The sequence below is a fragment of the Lachnoanaerobaculum sp. Marseille-Q4761 genome, assembly GCF_017565785.1.
Classification (GTDB): Bacteria; Bacillota; Clostridia; order Lachnospirales; family Lachnospiraceae; genus Lachnoanaerobaculum.
On record NZ_JAGEKB010000003.1, the window covers coordinates 33,483 to 54,067 of the forward strand.

22 protein-coding genes are annotated in these 20,585 nt (G+C 32.9%); 12 read left to right on the forward strand and 10 right to left on the reverse strand.

The features are described 5' to 3' along the window. Positions 1-56: 56 nt before the first annotated feature. Both J4O15_RS11300 and J4O15_RS11305 read right to left on the reverse strand, forming a co-directional pair. Positions 57-836 carry an ABC transporter ATP-binding protein gene (locus J4O15_RS11300; protein ID WP_208100851.1) on the reverse strand — a complete coding sequence of 260 codons (780 nt, stop codon included), beginning with the start codon at positions 834-836 and terminating at the stop codon, positions 57-59. After that, on the reverse strand, positions 836-2,005 hold the full coding sequence (locus tag J4O15_RS11305; protein WP_208100852.1) for a FecCD family ABC transporter permease: 1,170 nt from the start codon (positions 2,003-2,005) through the stop codon (positions 836-838). Before J4O15_RS11305 ends, J4O15_RS11300 begins: the two co-directional genes overlap by 1 nt. Positions 2,006-2,479: 474 nt before the next feature. Between J4O15_RS11305 and J4O15_RS11310 the strand changes: the two genes are divergently transcribed. The 12 genes from J4O15_RS11310 (at position 2,480) to J4O15_RS11365 (ending at position 12,955) form a co-directional block, all read left to right on the forward strand. Next, positions 2,480-3,109 carry a DarT1-associated NADAR antitoxin family protein gene (locus tag J4O15_RS11310; protein ID WP_208100853.1) on the forward strand — a complete coding sequence of 210 codons (630 nt, stop codon included), beginning with the start codon at positions 2,480-2,482 and terminating at the stop codon, positions 3,107-3,109. A 14-nt stretch (positions 3,110-3,123) separates the two neighbouring features. Continuing rightward, positions 3,124-3,717, forward strand: a complete 594-nt coding sequence (locus J4O15_RS11315; protein ID WP_208100854.1) for a DUF6707 family protein — start codon at positions 3,124-3,126, stop codon at positions 3,715-3,717. A 4-nt stretch (positions 3,718-3,721) separates the two neighbouring features. Continuing rightward, the gene (locus J4O15_RS11320; RefSeq protein WP_208100855.1) at positions 3,722-4,105 is read left to right on the forward strand and encodes a DUF5071 domain-containing protein; all 384 of its coding nucleotides are present in this window, start codon (positions 3,722-3,724) and stop codon (positions 4,103-4,105) included. Between the two features lie 97 nt (positions 4,106-4,202). After that, a complete protein-coding gene (locus J4O15_RS11325) occupies positions 4,203-5,552 on the forward strand; it encodes a cobyrinate a,c-diamide synthase (RefSeq protein WP_208100856.1) in 1,350 nt (449 codons plus the stop codon). Then, complete coding sequence (locus J4O15_RS11330) at positions 5,545-6,705, forward strand: nicotinate-nucleotide--dimethylbenzimidazole phosphoribosyltransferase (protein ID WP_208100857.1); 1,161 nt, start codon at positions 5,545-5,547, stop codon at positions 6,703-6,705. Before J4O15_RS11325 ends, J4O15_RS11330 begins: the two co-directional genes overlap by 8 nt. Continuing rightward, complete coding sequence (locus J4O15_RS11335; RefSeq protein WP_208100858.1) at positions 6,702-7,220, forward strand: bifunctional adenosylcobinamide kinase/adenosylcobinamide-phosphate guanylyltransferase; 519 nt, start codon at positions 6,702-6,704, stop codon at positions 7,218-7,220. Before J4O15_RS11330 ends, J4O15_RS11335 begins: the two co-directional genes overlap by 4 nt. A 23-nt stretch (positions 7,221-7,243) precedes the next feature. Next, a complete protein-coding gene (locus J4O15_RS11340) occupies positions 7,244-7,981 on the forward strand; it encodes an adenosylcobinamide-GDP ribazoletransferase (protein ID WP_243762053.1) in 738 nt (245 codons plus the stop codon). A 5-nt stretch (positions 7,982-7,986) separates the two neighbouring features. Beyond that, positions 7,987-9,009, forward strand: a complete 1,023-nt coding sequence (gene cbiB / locus J4O15_RS11345; protein WP_208100860.1) for an adenosylcobinamide-phosphate synthase CbiB — start codon at positions 7,987-7,989, stop codon at positions 9,007-9,009. Further along, entirely contained in the window at positions 8,994-9,755 is a 762-nt protein-coding gene (gene cobM, locus J4O15_RS11350; RefSeq protein WP_208100861.1) for a precorrin-4 C(11)-methyltransferase, read from the forward strand. Before cbiB ends, cobM begins: the two co-directional genes overlap by 16 nt. Beyond that, positions 9,703-10,782 carry a pyridoxal phosphate-dependent aminotransferase gene (locus J4O15_RS11355; protein ID WP_330638793.1) on the forward strand — a complete coding sequence of 360 codons (1,080 nt, stop codon included), beginning with the start codon at positions 9,703-9,705 and terminating at the stop codon, positions 10,780-10,782. The genes cobM and J4O15_RS11355 overlap by 53 nt, the downstream gene beginning before the upstream one ends. Next, positions 10,779-12,290, forward strand: coding sequence for a cobyric acid synthase (locus J4O15_RS11360; RefSeq protein ID WP_208100862.1), 1,512 nt, complete (start codon positions 10,779-10,781; stop codon positions 12,288-12,290). Before J4O15_RS11355 ends, J4O15_RS11360 begins: the two co-directional genes overlap by 4 nt. Before the next feature lie 11 nt (positions 12,291-12,301). After that, the gene (locus J4O15_RS11365) at positions 12,302-12,955 is read left to right on the forward strand and encodes a precorrin-8X methylmutase (protein ID WP_208100863.1); all 654 of its coding nucleotides are present in this window, start codon (positions 12,302-12,304) and stop codon (positions 12,953-12,955) included. Positions 12,956-13,714: 759 nt separating this feature from the next. On the opposite strand, the gene J4O15_RS11370 is transcribed toward J4O15_RS11365, so the two are convergent. The 8 genes from J4O15_RS11370 to J4O15_RS11405 are packed head-to-tail and all read right to left on the reverse strand — an operon-like array spanning position 13,715 to position 20,512. Continuing rightward, a complete protein-coding gene (locus J4O15_RS11370) occupies positions 13,715-13,891 on the reverse strand; it encodes a DUF4250 domain-containing protein (RefSeq protein WP_208100864.1) in 177 nt (58 codons plus the stop codon). Between the two features lies 1 nt (position 13,892). Beyond that, a complete protein-coding gene (locus tag J4O15_RS11375) occupies positions 13,893-14,621 on the reverse strand; it encodes a YebC/PmpR family DNA-binding transcriptional regulator (protein ID WP_208100865.1) in 729 nt (242 codons plus the stop codon). Between the two features lie 46 nt (positions 14,622-14,667). Next, positions 14,668-16,074 (reverse strand): MATE family efflux transporter, encoded by a 1,407-nt coding sequence (locus J4O15_RS11380; protein ID WP_243762054.1) that lies wholly within the window; start codon positions 16,072-16,074, stop codon positions 14,668-14,670. Beyond that, positions 16,052-17,386: a hemolysin family protein gene (locus J4O15_RS11385; RefSeq protein WP_208100866.1), complete on the reverse strand. Its 1,335-nt coding sequence runs from the start codon at positions 17,384-17,386 to the stop codon at positions 16,052-16,054. The genes J4O15_RS11380 and J4O15_RS11385 overlap by 23 nt, the downstream gene beginning before the upstream one ends. A gap of 47 nt (positions 17,387-17,433) precedes the next feature. Next, a complete protein-coding gene (alr, locus tag J4O15_RS11390) occupies positions 17,434-18,612 on the reverse strand; it encodes an alanine racemase (protein ID WP_208100867.1) in 1,179 nt (392 codons plus the stop codon). Next, a complete protein-coding gene (locus tag J4O15_RS11395; protein ID WP_009218699.1) occupies positions 18,599-19,477 on the reverse strand; it encodes an NAD(P)H-hydrate dehydratase in 879 nt (292 codons plus the stop codon). Before J4O15_RS11395 ends, alr begins: the two co-directional genes overlap by 14 nt. Positions 19,478-19,494: 17 nt before the next feature. After that, entirely contained in the window at positions 19,495-19,863 is a 369-nt protein-coding gene (acpS, locus tag J4O15_RS11400; protein ID WP_009218700.1) for a holo-ACP synthase, read from the reverse strand. Next, a complete protein-coding gene (locus tag J4O15_RS11405; protein ID WP_009218701.1) occupies positions 19,856-20,512 on the reverse strand; it encodes a redox-sensing transcriptional repressor Rex in 657 nt (218 codons plus the stop codon). The genes acpS and J4O15_RS11405 overlap by 8 nt, the downstream gene beginning before the upstream one ends. Positions 20,513-20,585 lie beyond the last annotated feature (73 nt).

The window sequence follows — 20,585 nt, forward strand, 5'->3', positions numbered from 1 at the left end:
AATCTCCTCCTAAAATAAAATAATAAATATATTAAGAAGCCTAAAATATTCCTTTTTTATAATAGCGGAATACAACTTCTTATTATCTTTCCGGTATCAGTTTTTGTTGAACTGATTTTAACATCCACACCATAGGCACGCCTTAGGTTTTCCTCAGTAACTATTTCATCAACACTTCCCTCCATCACCTGTCTGTCCTTTGTAAGAAGTATTACCCTGTCACAACAAAGGAAGGCATGGTCAGGATTATGAGTTGTCATAAGCACTCCAAGCCCGGAAGATGTAAGTTTACTTATACACTCAAGTACATGTACCTGATTTCCAAAATCCAGATTTGCTGTAGGTTCATCCATTACAAGAATCTTAGGTTCTTGGGTAAGAGCTCTTGTAATAAGAACCATCTGCCTTTCACCACCTGATATATTTGTATAGGTTTTATTTCGTAAATATGAAATACCAAGCATTTCCATGACCTTGTATGCCATTTTATAATCATTTACTCCGGGAGATTCAAATCTTTTCAGATGTGCTGCTCTACCCATTACAACTACATCCTTTACAGAATATGGAAATGGCGGTTCATGCCCCTGAGGTACATAGCCGACACATTTTGCAAAATCCCTTGGACTGATTTGTGATTTCGGCTTTCCGTCAAGCATAACTTCACCCTTAATGAGATTTAAAAAACCAAGTACCGAGCGAAAGAGTGTGGTCTTGCCAATGCCGTTGGGGCCAAGTATGCATACTATTTCTCCCTGTTTAATGGAAAGTGAAACATTTTCCAATATAGCAGTATTTCCATAGCCACAGCTTGCATTTTTTATTGATAATTCCATTATGCATTCCCCCTTGTTTTAAATAAAATATATATAAAGAAAGGTGCTCCGATAAGCGATGTTAGAACACCCAGAGGAATTTCGTATGCAAGCAATGTACGACAAAAATCATCTACTATCAGCATAAATAAAGCTCCTGTCAGGAGTGAAAAAGGTATAAGTGTTTTATTATTAGGACCTGAAATAAATCTTACAAGATGCGGTATCATAAGCCCTACCCAGCCTATTGTTCCGGCTATTGAAACAACAGCAGCTGTAAGAAGAGTTGCAGATATAATACAAACAATTCTTACCTTTGAAACATCAATGCCCATTGCTTTTGCTTCATCTTCACCAAAGGATAGAAGATTAAGCTTCCATCTAAGTGCAACAATAGGTATAACACCCAGTCCAAAAGGTATCAAAAAGAATTTAAGATCATTGTAACTTACCTTTGCAATGCTTCCCATCAGCCAGTATGTCATTGCAGGTAATTGTTCCTCGGTATCTGCAAGATATTTTGTAACGGAAACCAAGGCTTGAAAGAGTGTATTAACTGTCATACCGCAAAGAACTAAAAGTAAAATTACATTTGTTCCTTTTCCGATTGTTTTACTTAAAAAATATGATAATGCAACAGCAAAAATACCCATAACAAAGGCTGCAATCTGTATCATAACAGGTCCCATATTAAAAAGCATCATTATACAGGCTCCCACACTTGCTCCGGCAGATGCACCAAGAACATCTGGTGATACCATAGGATTTCTAAAAAGTCCTTGATAAGTTGCTCCGGAAACTGCAAGAGAACCCCCTATAAGTATCGCAGCAAAGATTCGTGGCATACGTACAAGCCATATTATGGTGTCCTCCGGACCACTCATCCATGTAGGTTCGGCTAAATTAAAACCGATATGTGAGAGTAACCACCATATACCATGCTTCATTCCGCTTATAATAGAGTTAATAACATCAACTATTGACATATCATATCTTCCTGAATTAAAAGATATAAGAAAAACACCGATTAAAAGGGATGTCACAACAAAAAAATATATAAGTCCGGTTTTTTTATCGGATTTATATTCTTTTAAAAACTGCTCCTCATCTTGAATTAAATTATCAGAAATCAAATTATTATCTGATTGTTTTAAATTGTTTTCTTTGTTATAGGTATTATTCTTACTCATGTAAATTCCTTTTTGATATTGTTTTATATAGCTTAATGTAAAAAGCTCAGCTATATGATTTTATTAAAAATACCCTTTGTATATTTATACATATAATATACAAAGTTTTTCCGAAGGCGGGGTTTTATCTAATTCATAAATACCATATCATAAACTTATTTATTATGTAAATAAGTATAGGGTAGTATTGTATAAAGCTATAAGACTTATTGATTTTATCTATAAATATGAATTCTATATCTTTTATAAAATTTAGACATAAAAAAATTGGATAAAATCGTAAAGTATGTTCATATAACATATAAATTTACAAGAAACTTCTGTAAGCCATTTGTTAAGTATATTAAGGCAACTCTTATAAGTTCGGATTGATTAGATATTTGTATTTAAGTATAATGGAAGAGTATTATAATAAAAGATTTTATTGTATCATTAGATACATATACATTTTAGTAAATTATCGGGGGTGAATTTATGACAACGAGACCGGCATGGACGATAAAGGATGATCAGATTATATGTCAAAGTTTTGAATTTGAGTGGAGTGACGGATTTGCTTTTTCACAAAAACAAAAGAATATAAAAGCATTTCATAATGCTATAAAACTAAGTACAAAAGCCACAGCATTGGAGGTGTCATCAAAAGGTTTTGATCCGATCGGTACTAAGCTGAGTGCCTTTAAGCTAAAAATAAACGGGATATATTTGGAAAATATTTTTCAATCTTCTAAAAAATATAAAAATGGCGGACCATATTTAGATTTACTTGATGTAACACCTAAGGAGGCAAAGCAAGATACAAGACATCGTAAGTCCGGAAATCTGATCGCCTTTGTAAAGGATGGAGTTGAATGGGAACTTGAGCCAAAAACAGCATTTTATGATTATATATATGTATCGGCATTGCTTGAGAACTTTGGAAAGGCATTGGATTTATCAGCCTATGAATGGTTTACGGATATAGAGTTTAATCCAAACAGGTCTATAAACTGCCAAGCAAGATCTGCATCAATATATAAACTATTGAAAAAAATGGATGCTTTTGATGTACTTAAAGATAAAAATGAATGGATAAAATTTCACATAGCACATATAATGGGCTAGTAAAAGGTGTGAGGATGAATTTTGAAGAGCTTAGTATAAAATATAATGAGAAAAATATAATTAAATTTTCTAAAAGGCTTGCAAAGAGTTTTGCACTAACTAGAAGCAAGGATTTAACCAATCTATATGAATTAGCCTTCTGGCTCTATATTTATGATTATAAAGATGAGATTTTAAATATATACAATATTATAAATATTGATATACCTGAAAAGATAAATTTTAATTTATGGACATGGATTCTGGCTATCTGGGGATTGCAAGCATATATTTATGAATCGGAAGGTAATAAACCTAAAAAAGATGAGATTGTTGCCAATATGAAAAAAGTATATTCAGTACCTCGGACTAAAGAAGATACAGAAGAAGGCACCTGGAAGTTTTATACAAGGATTGCAGGCAGACAGACCTTGGAATCAGTATCCTATGCAAATGAAATTGAAAGAGCGATACAGAATAAAAATAAAAGTGCTGAAGGAGCATATAGATTTTCAGGACTGTGCAAAATGATTTCATACGGTGTAACAGGCTTTTATCCGTATTTGGTTGAGAACAGATATAAACTTGAAGAAAAAATAGGAGAGTACATTAAGTATTTAAGATTTTAAATTTATGATATTACCAAGAGATAAATTTGATTTTGAAGCTTGTAGAAAAATTAGACAATTAAACGATAGAGAAATAAGTGAAATAGGGGATGATTTATCTACCTGGCTTCAAGATGCCAACTTTCCAATTTTTAAGGAAGTGACAGATATATTTGTGCTTAGACAAAATATTTTACTTCCATCTATTTCAAAAATATTTTATTCAAATGACAGTATATGGATTTATTGGATATTATTGAATGTATATAGTAGATTAGAAAAGTCGAATAAAATATTGTTAAAGCCTGCTTTGACAGATTGCCTTAACAGTATAATCTTTAAAAAAACACTTGATGAAGATGATATGGAAATAAAAGATATAATACAGGATATACTGTGTTATTTGTAATCTGTATAAGAGCCTATAAACAAATGGCAGGCTCTTTATTTAACAGTCTTTTTGTTATATAATTCTCTAACAAATACTAAAAGGAGCAGCATTAAAAATGTACTCTATAGACAAAACGGCCTTTATGGTTTCAGCAATGAAATCGGGGAGTGGAAAAACTCTTATTACATTGGGGCTTATAAATATATTAAAAAAAATGGGAAAAACCATTTCTATATATAAAACAGGACCGGATTATATAGATACCATGTATCATGAAAAGATTGCAGGGAGTCCTTCGACCAATCTGGATCCTTTCTTTTTAGAGCCTGATTATAAACCAAATGAACTTAAAAATGTGTTCTTTAGAAATTTTTTGGGAGATACAGCTATCATAGAGGGGGCAATGGGACTCTTTGACGGAGTATACGGGGAAGGTAAAAGATGCAGTGCCTGTATAGTATCAGAGGAAATAGGTGTTGATGTCATTCTTGTTATAGATATTGATGAGCTGGAAAAGCTTGAAGAGTATCTTCAAAAGTTTTCACATCGTGTAAAAGCCGTTATAGTAAACAAATTGCCTTATGACTGCAATATTGAATTATTGAATAGAAAAATAAATGCTATAAACCTTGTTTTACTGGGATATCTCTACCATGATGAAAGTTATCATATAGAAAGTCGCCATCTTGGACTGTATGAACCTCAAAGGGATATATTCTCTATAGTGGAGAGGGTATCGGACAGGCTGAAAAAAAGCTTGGACTTTGATGCGCTTGATAAGTTTATTGTTAAAATTAAGCCCTCTGACAACATTGTCAGAAAATTAAATTCTAAAGGTACAAAGCACAGAATTGCCTTTGCCTATGATGAAGCATTTTCTTTTACCTATGCTGAAAATATAAAGGTATTGCAAGAATACGGCTTTGAAATAGTAAAATTCAGTCCGATATATGATAAAAAACTGCCGGATAATATTTCTGCTATATGGCTTTGTGGAGGATACCCTGAAATTTATGCAAAGGAGCTTAGTTCCAATACTTCTATGCTAAATAGTATATATGAAGCGGAGGATATACCGATAATTGCAGAATGTGGAGGTTTTATTTATCTGCATGAAAGCTTTGAAGATAATAATGGAGAAGTTTTTCAAGGAGTTGGATTGATAGAGGCAAAAGCCTTTAAGACTCCAAAACTTGTCAGATTCGGTTATATTGAAATAGAGGCAAAATCAGACAGTTTCTTGATGAAAAAAAATCAAAAGATTAGAAGTCATGAGTTCCACTATTTTGATTCTACAAATAATGGAGATTATGCTCATGCAATAAAGGCAAATAAAAGCAAGGAATGGGACTGTATACATACAAATAAAAGAGTATTTGCAGGATTTCCACATATATACCTTCGTGGTTATGAATTTTTGATAGAGAATTTAATTTGCTTTTTAGAAGGGAATTACAATGTATAAAGCACCTGTTCTGAATAATATACAAAAAGAATTATTAAATGAATTAGAAAAGTTTTCCGGCAGTATTACAAATACTTCTGAAAAGCACAGAGAAATTGCTAAAAAGCATTGGGATAATATTGCTAAACCTCTTGACAGTCTTGGAGAGTTTGAGAAAATTTTTCAAAAGCTCTCAGCCATTTTTGAGAGTGAGATACCATATATAAATAAAAAATGTATTACCGTTATGTGTGCGGATAACGGAATAGTGGAAGAGGGGATTTCACAATCAGGAAAAGAAGTTACATTGGCGGTTGCAAAAAGTATGGCAATGGGAACCTCCAGTATTTCGGTATTATGCAGGGCGTGTAATTCTAATCTGATGGTTGTAGATATGGGAATTGACAGCTTTGATACCAAGATGTATTCAATGGGGGTTTTTAATTACAAGCTGATGCATGGTACCAATAATTTTATAAAAGAAAAGGCTATGCCTTTTGATATAAGCTTAAGAGCTGTATTAACAGGAATAAAAATAGTGGAGAATCTAAAGACCAAGGGAATCAGTATTATAGGTACCGGTGAAATGGGTATTGGAAATACAACCACATCCTCCGCATTATCAGCTGCGATTTTAAATCTTCCTGTAAAAGAGGTTACAGGGCGTGGAGCAGGTCTTAATGATGTAAAGCTTCAAAAAAAAATAGAGATAATAGAAAAAGGAATAAATAAATACGGATTTAGATATTCTAATTTTTTATCTTCTGTTAAAGATAAGAATTTTGATATTAGAATCATACCTATACTTGATTTGCTTTCATCAGTCGGGGGACTTGATATAGCCGCACTTACAGGTATCTTCCTTGGAGGAGCAATATATAAACTTCCGATTATAATAGATGGTGTAATTTCTGAGATTGCAGCCCTTTTGGCATACTTTATAAATCCTATATCAAAGGAGTATATGATAGCTTCACATCTTAGCCGTGAGCCTGTAGCCGTATCTATATTTGAGATTTTAGATTTACAGCCTGTTATAAACGCATCGCTTGCCCTTGGTGAAGGAAGCGGATGCGCCATGCTTTTTCCTCTTCTTGATCTTATATCCGAGATTTATACAAAGAATGCTTCATTTTCAGATATCAAAATAGAAGAATACAAGAGATTTATATGATATTTTATATTTATGGTGGAGTGTCAAGCGGAAAATCCGAATATGCGGAGGCTATGATTTCAAAAAGCTTTGAAAATAAAATTTATTTGGCTACTATGGAAAATATAGGAGAAATTTCAAGCGAAAGAATAAAAAAACATCTTTTGCAAAGAGAGGGCAAAGGTTTTATTACTATTGAAGAACCTAGAAATATAAAGAATATCGACATAGATATTAAAAATAATATTTTACTTGAAGATTTAACAAATCTTTTAGCAAATAATATATTTGACGGCTCAGGTCTTAGAAAAAACTTCAAAGAGATTACAGAAGAGGTTTTTTCTGATATAATGACAATTGAAAAGAGATGTAATTCTGTTTTTATTGTTGGAAATGATGTATTTTCTACCCAAGTAAATCAAAGTAAGGAATTGGATATCTTTATTGAATGTCTTTTTTCCTTGCATAAGAAAATAATAGATGTAGCAGATAGGGTGGTAGAAGTGGTTTACGGTCTACCCTATAATAGAAAGTAAAAATGATCAATGTATTTAAATCAATGGCTATAACTTTTGCCATGTATTCAAAGCTTCCGGTCAGAAGTTTTGAATGGGAAAAAGAAAATATGAAATATTGCCTTTTATTTTTACCTGTAGTAGGTATGGTCGAAGGGATTTTTTTACTTATATTTTCTGTATTTTTTTATAAATTAAAAATTAATCCGATATTGATTGCGGCTTTCATTACGGTATTGCCTATTTTATATACGGGCGGCATACATATGGACGGCTTTTTGGATACAATGGATGCCCTTGGCTCTAATCAGGATAAACAAAGAAAACTGGCAATATTGAAGGATTCAAACTCCGGTGCATTTGCCATAATAGGAGGATTGGTATATATTTTACTTTATTTTGCCGCGGTACTTTGCTTTAATAATTTTAGTAAAATCTATATATTGGCAATTTCCTATATACTTATAAGGGCATATAGTGCATTATCTTTGGTGGTTTTTAGAAATGCCAGAGGCAATGGCCTTGCATTTGAATTTGCAGATAAAAGTATGATATATGTTAACAGGGTGGTACTGCTTTTATTTATTGTGCTTACCGGTGTGTCCATGATTATTGTAAACACAAACTATGGATTATTATGTTCAATATCTACTTTTTTGGTTTTTTTATATTACAGAGTCAAATCTTTTGAAGAATTCGGGGGTATTACAGGTGATCTTGCAGGCTATTTTTTGCAATTGGCAGAGCTGGTTGTTGTTTTGGTGCTTGCATTATCACCCTAAAAATAATGATTCATTATTCAGCATTTATTTGTGGCTTTATTTTGGATTTTTTCCTAAGGGATATTCAAGAATTGCCACATCTTGTAAGATTTATGGGAAAGGGCATCTTTTATCTTGAAATTTTTTTTAGAAAAATATTTAAAACAGATATAGGGCTGCTTTTTTCAGGATTTTTAATTGTAGTATTTAATGTTTTATTTTGGGGAGGCATGGCGTATTTAACAGATAAATATATATATAGGCTAAACTATATATTGGGATTTATAGCCGAGTTTTTTTTGTTTTTTCAGATATTTGCCAAAGCCTCACTGAAATATGAAAGTATGAAAGTATATTATGAAATAATATCGGGGGATATAGACAAATCAAGGAGTGCTCTCTCTATGATAGTTGGCAGAGATACAATGTTTCTTTCTTTTGAACAGATTATAAAAGCCGTTATAGAGACTGTAGCTGAAAATATGTCTGACGGTATTGTGGCACCATGGCTTTATGCGACTATCGGAAGTATTATTGCTCTGCTTTTTGGAGAGCAGTTTATTTATCTTATTTTGGTACTTCCAATTATTTATAAAGTGATAAATACCATGGATTCCATGATAGGCTATAAAGATAAAAAGTATTTTTATATAGGCAAAGCGGCAGCTGTTCTTGATGATATTGTAAATTTTATACCTGCAAGATTTTCAGCCTTTATATTATTATTTGTGATTTTCTTTATAGCTATTTTAAAAAATAATTTTAATATATTTACAAGGTCTGTAAAAGCATTTATAAAGTACAGATATGTTCATTCCAGTCCGAATGCCGGACAGACTGAAAGTGTAATTGCAGGTTTTTTTGATACCAAACTCCTTGGTGATGCTTTCTATTTTGGTAAGCTTGTGAAGAAACAAAGTATAGGAGATGGTGAAAATATTGTTAAAGCTCATGATATTGTGGTATTAAATAATATCACATATCTGTCTTATATTGTATTACTGATAATAAATTTTATAATTGGGGGAATAGCATGCTTTATTTTATAGGTGCGGGTTCAGGAGATCCTGAACTTTTAACTATTAAAGGGAAAAGAATAATAGATAATTCCGATGTTATCATCTATACAGGTTCTCTTGTAAACAAGGAATTATTTACAGATATAAAAACAGATGCAAAATTGATAAATTCCGCATCACTTAGCTTGGATGAGGTATTGGAAATCATACTAAATTCAAGTGAAAAGGGATTAAACATTGCAAGAGTGCATACCGGTGATCCGGCTATGTATGGCGCTATCAGAGAACAGATGGTCGCTCTTGATAAAGCAGGTATAGAATATGAGGTAATACCCGGAGTAAGTTCGGTATTTGCCGGTGCTGCGGCGCTAAAGAGAGAGTTTACACTTCCCGGAGTAACACAGACCTTAATCCTTACAAGAATGGCAGGCAGGACACCTGTTCCGGAGGCTGAAAGCATTGAAAATCTTGCAAAAATACAATCCAGTATGGCAATCTTTTTAAGTATTGCAGGTATTGAAGAACTTGCAAATAAACTTATGACATCATATCCAAAGGACACCCCTGCTGCTGTAGTATATAAGGCAAGCTGGCCTGATCAAAAAATTATAATGTCCACACTTGAAAATATAGCAAAAGAGGTTAAGAGTGCAGATATCAATAAAACCGCACTTGTATATGTAGGTAGATTTTTAGCTGACGAGTTTGAGTTAAGCAAACTCTATGATAAAAACTTCAGCCATGAGTTTCGAGAGGCAAAAGATGCATGGAGGTAGATTTTTAGAGTTTTCAAAAGATGGTAGTGACTATATCGACTTTTCAGCCAGTATCAATCCATATGGACTTGATTCAGTGCTGAAGGATATATTAAAGGAGAGTATTCCTTTGTTAGAGCATTATCCCAATGAAAATTACAGTGAAATAAAGTTTTTAATAAGTCAAAAGTATGGTATAAAAGATGATAAAGTATACCTTGGAAATGGAGCAAACAGTATTATTTTCAGACTTTTTCAATTATTTGACAGGAATATAAATATATGTCTTCCCGTTCCAAGCTTTGAATCTTATAGATTGGCAGCCGAATCTACAAACAGCAAAATAATATATTATAATATGCCGAATTTAAAGGTTGATTATGATATTTTAGACATATTATCAGATAATATTAATATTTTAGTACTTGCTAATCCAAATAATCCCACAGGATTTATAATAGAAGAAGATTTGTTACAAAAAATACTTGTTCATTGCAAATCAAAAAATATTTTTGTCCTGCTGGATGAATGTTTTTTGGAGTTCGTAGAAAGAGGAGAAAACCATTCTCAAATAAAAAATTTATATAATTTTGATAATGTAGCCATACTCAGATCACTTACAAAGCTGTATGCATTCCCGGGGCTTAGATTCGGATATTTGATTTTAAATAATTCAAATATAGTAAAGGAGCTTGAAAAGCTTACACCTTCATGGGATATAAATACACTGGCAATAGAGGCGGCAAAGTATTCATTAAAGCAAAATATGGAAGCTGTTGTGGCAGATATTCAAAAAGAGAAGATTACACTTGAAAGCAATCTAAAATCTATAGGCGTATCGGTCTTTCCTTCTGTGGCAAATTTTTTACTTTGTAAATATAAGAAGAATTTATCAAAGGATCTATTAAAAGAAAAAATTATTGTAAGAGATTGTTCCGATTTTATAGGACTTGATGATACCTATTTTAGAGTCGCAGTCAGAACATATAGAGAGAATATTATACTGTTTGAAACAATAAAAAAGCTTATTAAGAGGTATACTATATGACAAAGGCTATAATGGTACAGGGTACTATGTCAAATTCCGGAAAAAGCTTTTTAGTTGCCGGAATTTGCAGAATGTTAAAAAGAAGAGGTTTTAAAGTAGCACCTTTTAAATCTCAAAATATGGCTCTTAATTCATATATAACCGAGGACGGTATGGAGATGGGCAGAGCTCAGGTAATGCAGGCTGAGGCTGCAGGTATAAAGCCTTTAGTGGAGATGAATCCCATACTTTTAAAGCCTACATCAAATACAGGCAGTCAGGTTATTTTAAACGGTAAAGTATATGATAATATGAGTGCGGCAAAGTATTATAAAAATAAGCGTGATTTTATACCATATATTTTAGAAGCCTATAATAAGCTATGCAATGATTATGACATTATAGTCATAGAAGGTGCGGGTTCTCCCGCAGAGATAAATCTTAATGAAAATGATATAGTGAATATGGGCATGGCAAAGCTTGTAAATGCTCCTGTTATACTGGTAGCCGATATAGACAGAGGTGGAGTCTTTGCTTCAATCTACGGCACTGTAGTATTGCTGGAAGAAGAAGCAAAAAGAAGAATAAAGGGTATTGTTATAAATAAATTCAGGGGAGATAAGAATCTACTTACCCCCGGATTTGAAATGCTTGCAAGACATTTTAAGAAAATAGATGTGGATATCCCTTTTCTTGGTATCATACCCATGACAAAGATAGATATAGATGATGAGGACAGCCTTTCTGAAAGACTTGATACACAAAAGTTGGAATTTTCTGATAATAAGATAAATATTGCAGTCATCAGACTGCCTCATATATCAAATTTTACAGATTTTAATCCACTCGGTAGAAGAGGAGAAATAGTATTAAAATATATATATTCACCAAATGAACTAAAAAATTCAGATCTTGTTATTTTACCGGGTACCAAAAACACCCTATATGATCTTAAATGGCTTAAAAACAGCGGATTTAATTATTCCAATCTGTCCTGTTATAATTTGATTGGAATATGTGGCGGTTTTCAGATGCTTGGAAATGAGCTTATAGATAAACACAAAGTTGAAGAAGGCGGTACTGAGAAAGGTTTAGGACTTTTAAATTTCAGTACAGTATTTGCAAAGGAGAAAACAACAAGGCAAATACAGACTGAAATAATAAATTATCCGAACTTTATAGATAATTCGGGTGTGCATAGTATTTCAGGCTATGAAATACATATGGGAACCAGCATAAATCCTAAGGAAATACCTTTTACAATATCAAATGTTACAGATAACGGAGGTTTTGTAAATAAAAATATACTTGGTACATATATACATGGTATATTTGAAAATGACGGATTTGTGGACAGTTTAATAAAGGGATTGGCTGTAAAAGCAGGTAAAGAAATCACTCCGGATAATATAAATGATTTTAACAGTTATAAGCAATTACAATATGATTTACTTGCAGATTTAGTGGAGGAATCTTTAGATATAAAGGAATTATTCAATATTATAGGTATTTCCGAGAATAAAATATAAAAAGGAGTTTTATGTTACAAATAAGACCTGAAGATATAGAAAAAAAGAGTTTTGAGATCATTACCTCAAGGATGGATGAGGAAAGATTAAAATTTTATTCCGATGAGGAACTTTTAGTTGTAAAAAGGACCATACATACTACGGCGGATTTTGATTATCAACATAATGTTATTTTTCAGAATAATGCATTACAGACATTGAAAAATTGTATACAATCCAATGCTATGATTTTTACAGATACAAATATGGCACTCAGCGGTATAAATAAACGCATACTTACAGATAAATTCGGTATAGAACCGGCTTGCTTGATAGCTGAAAAACAGACTATTGAATTTGCTAAAAAAAATGAAACAACCAGAGCAAATGCGGCTATAGACTTGGCTTATCAGATGCATGAAAATAAACAGGCATTAACAGGTAAAAAAATCCCCATAGTATTTGCTGTGGGAAATGCACCGACAGCACTTATAAGGATAAATGAACTCTTAGATAAGTATAAACCGGATTTTATAATTGCAGCCCCGGTAGGCTTTGTAAATGTAATAGAAGCAAAGGAGCTTATAAAACAGAGCAATATACCTGCTATAATATGTGATGGAAATAAAGGCGGCAGCAATGTATGTGCTGCAATAATAAATGCGGCATTATTGCAGATGGTATAAAGATTTTTATAAAATAGAAGTTAATAAAAGCTGTTTAGGCTATAATAGGAATATAAGGCTTAAACAGCTTTTTATATAAGAAGTAAGTATATTATGCTTACAGTATTTTTTATCAATAACTATTCGTTAAACTTGAGTTTAACGAATAGTTATTGATATATAATTGTCCGCACCGGTATCTTTAATTATATAATTTAAACTTTGTAATGAAACCTTATGTAATTTAATATACTCTTCTTTACTATAATTGTTATAGTATATAATACAATTTATAGTTTTAGATACAAACAATATAAGTAAAACTATATACAATAGATAAAATACTTTATATATTCCCAATTTATATTGTCTTAAAAAATATATTAAAGAGAATACAAATATCTCAATTATAACAATACAAAATAAATAAAAAGTATCAAAGTATTCTCCGTCGTTCATTATATTATATTGATCACGAATATATCCGGACCAATAAAATACTATACAACTTATAATAAACATTAACAAATTAAGTATGGCAACAATAAATATACTATATTTTTTAAATATACTTCTCATTACGGATTTCATACTTGTATCCCTCCAAATAAAAATAGTATTTAGATGGTTATCTATCACTAACTATCTAAATACTACTTTATAAGTTTAATATGATCAATATGAAATACTCATAAATAGAATTATTTACATTAAATAAAAATATAAGAAAAACAAATTAAATGGAAGTCAATTAAAAGCTATCTATTCCCTGTAGTCCACTTATACGAATTTGTTTTTAAATTCATCATAGTGATAATCAATTATCTCAAGTTTTTCTTTTATCTCATCCTCATTCAAATCATTTTCTTTACAAAAATCTTCCAATGAAGAATTAAAGTCTCTAAGCTTGGTATTTATAAGTGATAATAACATCACAGGATCCTTTGGCAATGTCATATTACTCGTCCCAGCTATGATATACATTCTGCACATCATCCTCAGCATCCAAAAGGTCTAAAATACGGTTCATCTTCTTGATATCTTCTTCATCTGAAAGTGTTACCCAATTTTGAGGAATCATAGTTACCTCGGCATTTGCCATAGGTATATTTAACTTTTCAAGTCCTTCTCTGACTGCAGAAAAATTATCCGGATCTGTAAGGATTTCATAGCTGTCTTCTTCATCATTAAAATCCTCTGCACCAAGATCAAGTGCAGCCATCATAAGTTCATCCGAATCCATATCACATTCTTCTTTGTCTATAAGGATCTGACCTTTTTTATCGAACATAAATGATACACAGCCTTGAGCTCCTATATTTCCACCACCCTTTGTAAAGGCGGCTCTTACATTTGCCGCAGTTCTGTTTTTATTATCTGTTAAAGTTTCTACAATGATTGCAACACCGTTAGGTCCATAGCCTTCATATATATTATGCTCATAGTTTACAGAGTTTACATCACCGGCAGCCTTTTTAATACCTCTTTCAATTGTATCATTTGGTACATTGTTTGCCTTTGCCTTTGCAATAACATCTCTAAGCTTTGAGTTATTGTTTGGATCCGGTCCTCCCTCTTTTACAGCTACTGCTATCTCTCTTCCGATTACAGTAAAGATTTTACCCTTTGCCGCATCATTTTTTTCTTTTTTATGTTTAATATTTGCAAATTTTGAATGTCCTGACATATTATCTCCTTTATCTACTAATACAAAGCTATATTTTATACTGAAATTAATTTGCTGTCAATTCTATAGCAAGGTTTTTAAGCCATTTGCCCTGACGATATCTGATGTACCCTCCTACTACCTTATAAATCTCTGACGAAAGTACCATTGCATAAACTATATAAATGGGGAATTTAAAATACAGCCCTCCAAGAAATGCCATGGGAACTCCTATCAGCCATACTGAGGATAAGTCCAGGAAAAGACATGCTAAAGTATCCCCTCCGCTCCTTAAAATACCTACTATATTTACTGCCGCTACCGCCTTAAGTGGAAAATATACAGCAAATACCAACAGACATACTTTTACATCATTTATCACATTATCAGATACATTATAAAGTGATACAAAGGGTAATCTGAAAATCATTATAAGCATGGATGCAATAACACCTACCAAAAAAGTCATTATATATGAATATGAACCATATTGCTTTGCTTTTTTTAAATTATTTGCGCCCATCTCATTTCCCAGTATAACGACTGTCGCCATTGCTATACCTTGAAATGATACCACCATAAGATCCTGTAATGCCGTGGAAATTGTTATGGCGGCTACAGCCGCATCTCCCATCCTTCCATAGGCAACCGAATACAGTGTTGTTCCGATGCCCCAAAAGAATTCATTGACTATTACAGGCAATGCTGTTTTGGCAAATTGTGTAATCAATTCCTTTGAAAATGGATTTAATTTTGCTATTGGACATATTATAGGTGATTTTTTTATTGTTATAAGTGTAATTGTCAAAATAAATTCAAATATTCTGGCTGTCACAGTTGCAATAGCTGCACCTACCACTCCAAGCATAGGCAAACCGAATTTTCCAAATATCAAAATATAGTTTAGGACAATATTTAATATTATAGCAAAGACACTTGCTATAACAGGTACCTTTACTTCTCCCACCGCTCTCATTGTGGAAATATAAATATCTGTTGCCGCGGTAAAGGGATATGAAAGACATACCACACCGAGATATGTTGCACCTATTGCTATAGTATTATCAGATTCCGTAAAAATCATCATTATTTTTTCAGGCATAAAAAAAGCAATAAGGGTAAGTATTATGCTTCCTGCAACAGACAACAACAGACCAAGCCCAAGCACCTTTCTGATATTTTTAATATCACCATTGCCCCAGTACTGTGATGCGAGTATTCCTGTTCCGCTTTCTATACCGAAGATAAACAGTACAAAAACAAAAAAATATTTATTTGCCAACCCAACACCGGCAATTGAAGTTTCACCCAATTTACCAATCATTACGGTATCGGCAAAGTTTACAATCATTTTCAGTAACATTTGAAGAGAAACAGGAAGTGCAATATATAAAACCCTCCTTATATACTCCCTGTCTTCAAACATCTGGAACGGCAACATAAATAAGCCGTTATTCTTCCTTAAGCTCTTCATCCTCTTGTAATTTTGTTACTTTAATGGTGTTTATCATTTTATTTGAGACATGTAATGCCTTAAACTCATATCCATGCATTATTATATCAAATTTCTCATTATCTTCCGGGATTCTGTCAAGTCGAGATATCATAAGACCATTGATAGTATCAAAATTTTCCAGCTCCTCTTCATCAAATTTTATATTTAAAATATCTTCTATATCAGATAACGGAGTCATTCCCTTCATTATAAATGAACCATCTGACAGTTCCTTTATAAGCTCTTCGTCTTCATCATATTCATCCATGATATTTCCGACAATTTCTTCGAGTATATCCTCCATAGTAACAATACCGGATGTCTGTCCATATTCATCCACCACTACAACCATATGATTTTTTTCTGATTGCATTTCCTTAAATAGGGTATCAAGGCTTTTATTTTCAGGAACAAATGTAATATTTCTTAGAATATTTGGAATATCCTTAATTGCGGTATTTTGATAATTTGATGTATTTTCGCATATCAAGGCATCTTTCATATTCAAAATACCCATAATATTATCTATATTATCTTTATAAACCGGATATCTGGAGTTAATACCGGAGGTCAGCATAAAGTCAATCACATCCTGTAAACTGTCCTCTCCATTTATAAATACAACATTTTTTCTATGAGTCATAACATCCCTTGCCTGCTTATCGTTAAGCTCAAAGATATTGGTAATCATTTCCGCCTCGGAGCCCTCAAATATCCCCTGTTCATGACCTTCATTTACCATACTGACTATATCTTCCTCACTTACAGTTTCCGACTGCACCTTCATATCTACACCGAAGATCTTTAAAATAATATAAGAAATACCGTCCACAATATAGATAATCGGTGAAAGAATAAAAATTAAAGCAGCTGAAATATTTATAAAAATACAGGCACTTTTTTTCGGTGATTTTCTTGCCAGCTTATTTGGTATAGATATTCCGAAAATAACAAAGAAAATACAAAATAATAATAGAACGATAAAAATCGAAATACTCGTTGATATCGATATAGGAAGTAAGGTTGATAAAAATGTCTTAATACCGGAGGTAAATGACCTTATAAAAAACCATCCGAAGAAAATTCCGGATAAGACATTTATAATATACATACAGTAAAGTACCTTATCCGGATTTTCCATATAGTATTTCAGCTTGTCACCATTTTTATCCTCATCAATATCAGAGCTGTTTAACTCATGAATAGCCGAATTAAAAGAGTGAATCGAAAAATTTATAAATAATACAATTATAAAAGTAGTAATTAAAAATGCCGAATGAGCATCGTCCATGAAAATCTCCTATTTATCTGATAAATAATATTTTATTATTTTAAGAATTATACCATAGTATATAAATCTCTTATATAATCCTTTTTGCCTATATATTCACCTTCGCAGTAGTAAAGTCTAGGTACTCTTTTATTTATACCGCAAATAAATTCATAGGAAAATGTATTTGAATCCTTTGTCAATTCTTCAACAGTGATTTTACTGTCCTCACTTTCTCCAAGAATCACTACAGTATCTCCTATCTCCACTTGTGGAATATTGCTGACATCCACTATTGTCTGATCCATGCATATTCTTCCAAGTATCCTGCATTTTACCCCATGAATCAATACATATCCCTTATTGCTTAAATCTCTGGGGTATCCGTCCGCATATCCGAATGAAATTGTTGCAATATTCATATCCTTTTCCGCCTTAAATATTGCACCATAGCTTACACATTCTCCCGCTTTTATCTCCTTTATATAGGTAATGGTGGAGTAAATACTTAAAGCAGGTCTGTAATCAAAGCTTTTAAGGTTTACTTCATTTGAAGGTGATACACCATACATTGTAATACCGCATCTTACCATATCAAGCTGCGTTCCGATATTATTTACAATGGCGGCTGAGTTGGATGCATGTGTGATTTTGGGTTCAATACCCATATTACGAAGCATATCTAAAAATTCCAAAAATAATTCTTCTTGTCTTTTTGCAGAAGTAAGATCTATTTCATCGGCACTGTGGAAATGAGTGAAAATACCCTCGATTTCTATATTATTCATTTCATTTATGGTTTTAATGATATCAGCACTTTCTTTTGTAGGTTTAAAACCGATTCTGTTCATACCTGTATCAATGGCGATATGAATGCTCATCTTTTTACCCATCTCTTTTGCTTCATCATTTATTTTTTTAGCCTGTTCCAATGTAAAAACAGATTCTCTTATATCAAATACAATGGATTCCTTATAGCTGCTTCTTGGAATACATGCAAGTATCAAAATCGGCTTTGTAATACCATGATATCTTAGATTTATTCCCTCTTCCAAAGTCGCCACACAGAAAAAATCCACAATATCCTTTATATGCAGTGATACCGGAACACTGCCATGCCCGTAGCCGTCAGCCTTTACAACAGCTGCCAGCTTCATATTCTCTTTTAAAGCCTGCTTTGTTATCATTAAATTATGCTTTATAGCATCTAAATCCACCTTTGCATAAGCTCGTCTATATGAGTCCATTTTTCTTCCTTCTATTTAGCACCTCTCCGATATTATCAATGATTTCTCTTGCAAGGATGCTGTGTTCTCCATATTTTCTGCCTGCAAGACTGCCTGCCATGCCATGAATAAATACTCCAAGTGCCACAGCCATATCATCCTCTATTCCAAGGCAGAACATACCTGCTATTATACCGCAGAGTACATCACCGCTTCCGGCTTTTGCCATAGCGGCACTTCCGGATTTATTTATAAAAATATCATCCTTGGCGGCAATAACGCTTTGATGAGATTTAAGTACAACCGTAATTCCATATTTAGAGGCATATTCACCTGCATATTTTACAGGTTCCGATAATATCTCGTCTATTGATATATTTATAAGTCTGGACATCTCTCCGATATGAGGTGTTATAATAACATTGTCGGTATAGTATTTTGTAAGTGTATTGTCAGCGGCAATAATATTTAAAGCGTCGGCATCTATTATCATAGGTACATAGCATTCCGACAATACATATTCGACTATGGTTTTGGCATAATAATCTGTGGAAAGTCCGGGACCTAGTACTACAACACTTGACCAGTCAAGGCATTTTTTTACCTTTCCTATAAAGCCTTCCTTATTTTCAAAGGCTTCTCTCTCATCATATGTTGTAATTATAGCTTCAGGTAAAAGAGTTTGTAAAATTGTTCTGTTTTTATTTACAGTGAATATTCTTACAAGTCCTGCACCCGAGCGATATGCCGCCATTGCACTCAAAAATGCAGCACCGCTCATACCGGTACTGCCTGCAATAACAAGCACATGCCCATAACTTCCCTTATTTGCATTCTTTTTTCTGTCAGGTATATATTTTAATGCAGTTTCATCAAGAACTCTCATATCCTTTTCTCCACATATCAATCCGATTCTATTACCACCATTGCAATAGCAAGTGAATTTGTATTGCTTATAGATACATGAATTTTTCCCACGGCAATACCTTTTAGATGAACATTTGACATATTACATATTCTAATAAAAGGTTTACCATAATCATCTCTAAGCACTTCCAAATCCTTTAGTTTTACACCTCTAAAACCTGTTCCCAATGCCTTTACAAAGGCTTCCTTTACAGCAAAATTTCCTGCCAAAAAGCTGTCTGTATTTCTTGACTTTGCCATTTCTATCTCACTGTAGGTGAAAGCCTTTTTTAAAAAAAAATCTTTTTTTATTGCTCTTGATATTCTATCTATTTCTATTATATCGGTTCCGATACCTCTAATCATACTTTCCTTCAAAAGGTATTGCATCTACATTACTGACTCTGTATGAAAGTCTCATTAAAGATTCTGAAAGATGCACATTCTCAACTACCACATCATCAGGAACTACAAGATCTGTATGCGCAAAATTCCAAATCGCCTTAATACCTGACTTTATCAGTCTGTCTGCAACCTCCATAGCACGAGTCTTCGGTATGGTAAGTGCGGCAATCTGTATATCATTCTCAGCTATAAATTTTTCGAGATTTTCAAGAGAATATATTCTTGCACCACGAACGGTCTTATTAAACAGATTAGGATCCACATCAAACATTGCTTTAATAAGAAATCCTCTTCTCTCAAAATTTGCATAGTTTGCAATGGCCTTACCTAAATGTCCTGCACCGATTATGATAACATTGTGCTGGCGATCAATACCCAGTATTTTAGCAATCTCATTGTACAGATATCTTACATTATATCCATAACCCTGTTGTCCGAAACCGCCAAAATTATTAAGATCCTGTCTGATTTGAGAAGCCGTAACCTTCATCCTCTCACTCAGTTCCTTGGAGGATATTCTTTCAACACCCTCTTCAGAAAGCTCACCCAAGTATCTGTAGTATCTTGGTAATCTTGATATAACCGCCCTTGATATTTTTCTTTCTTCCATAGTTACTCCGCCTCAGACATTGATTTATGTAAAATAGATAAGAAAAGTAAAATCAAAGTCCGATACAAATGCC

Excerpts from the sequence above, each read along its gene's own strand:
- J4O15_RS11405 (WP_009218701.1), bottom strand. The coding sequence starts at position 20,512 with ATGGAAGAAAGAAAAATATCAAGGGCGGTTATATCAAGATTACCAAGA.
- J4O15_RS11310 (WP_208100853.1), top strand. The coding sequence starts at position 2,480 with ATGACAACGAGACCGGCATGGACGATAAAGGATGATCAGATTATATGT.
- J4O15_RS11365 (WP_208100863.1), top strand. The coding sequence starts at position 12,302 with ATGTTACAAATAAGACCTGAAGATATAGAAAAAAAGAGTTTTGAGATC.
- J4O15_RS11300 (WP_208100851.1), bottom strand. The coding sequence starts at position 836 with ATGGAATTATCAATAAAAAATGCAAGCTGTGGCTATGGAAATACTGCT.
- J4O15_RS11395 (WP_009218699.1), bottom strand. The coding sequence starts at position 19,477 with ATGAGAGTTCTTGATGAAACTGCATTAAAATATATACCTGACAGAAAA.
- alr (WP_208100867.1), bottom strand. The coding sequence starts at position 18,612 with ATGGACTCATATAGACGAGCTTATGCAAAGGTGGATTTAGATGCTATA.
- J4O15_RS11370 (WP_208100864.1), bottom strand. The coding sequence starts at position 13,891 with ATGACATTGCCAAAGGATCCTGTGATGTTATTATCACTTATAAATACC.
- J4O15_RS11385 (WP_208100866.1), bottom strand. The coding sequence starts at position 17,386 with ATGGACGATGCTCATTCGGCATTTTTAATTACTACTTTTATAATTGTA.
- J4O15_RS11330 (WP_208100857.1), top strand. The coding sequence starts at position 5,545 with ATGTATAAAGCACCTGTTCTGAATAATATACAAAAAGAATTATTAAAT.
- J4O15_RS11360 (WP_208100862.1), top strand. The coding sequence starts at position 10,779 with ATGACAAAGGCTATAATGGTACAGGGTACTATGTCAAATTCCGGAAAA.
- J4O15_RS11335 (WP_208100858.1), top strand. The coding sequence starts at position 6,702 with ATGATATTTTATATTTATGGTGGAGTGTCAAGCGGAAAATCCGAATAT.
- J4O15_RS11340 (WP_243762053.1), top strand. The coding sequence starts at position 7,244 with ATGGCTATAACTTTTGCCATGTATTCAAAGCTTCCGGTCAGAAGTTTT.
- J4O15_RS11325 (WP_208100856.1), top strand. The coding sequence starts at position 4,203 with ATGTACTCTATAGACAAAACGGCCTTTATGGTTTCAGCAATGAAATCG.
- J4O15_RS11315 (WP_208100854.1), top strand. The coding sequence starts at position 3,124 with ATGAATTTTGAAGAGCTTAGTATAAAATATAATGAGAAAAATATAATT.
- J4O15_RS11375 (WP_208100865.1), bottom strand. The coding sequence starts at position 14,621 with ATGTCAGGACATTCAAAATTTGCAAATATTAAACATAAAAAAGAAAAA.
- cbiB (WP_208100860.1), top strand. The coding sequence starts at position 7,987 with ATGATTCATTATTCAGCATTTATTTGTGGCTTTATTTTGGATTTTTTC.
- J4O15_RS11355 (WP_330638793.1), top strand. The coding sequence starts at position 9,703 with ATGATAAAAACTTCAGCCATGAGTTTCGAGAGGCAAAAGATGCATGGA.
- J4O15_RS11380 (WP_243762054.1), bottom strand. The coding sequence starts at position 16,074 with ATGAAGAGCTTAAGGAAGAATAACGGCTTATTTATGTTGCCGTTCCAG.
- cobM (WP_208100861.1), top strand. The coding sequence starts at position 8,994 with ATGCTTTATTTTATAGGTGCGGGTTCAGGAGATCCTGAACTTTTAACT.
- J4O15_RS11305 (WP_208100852.1), bottom strand. The coding sequence starts at position 2,005 with ATGAGTAAGAATAATACCTATAACAAAGAAAACAATTTAAAACAATCA.
- acpS (WP_009218700.1), bottom strand. The coding sequence starts at position 19,863 with ATGATTAGAGGTATCGGAACCGATATAATAGAAATAGATAGAATATCA.
- J4O15_RS11320 (WP_208100855.1), top strand. The coding sequence starts at position 3,722 with ATGATATTACCAAGAGATAAATTTGATTTTGAAGCTTGTAGAAAAATT.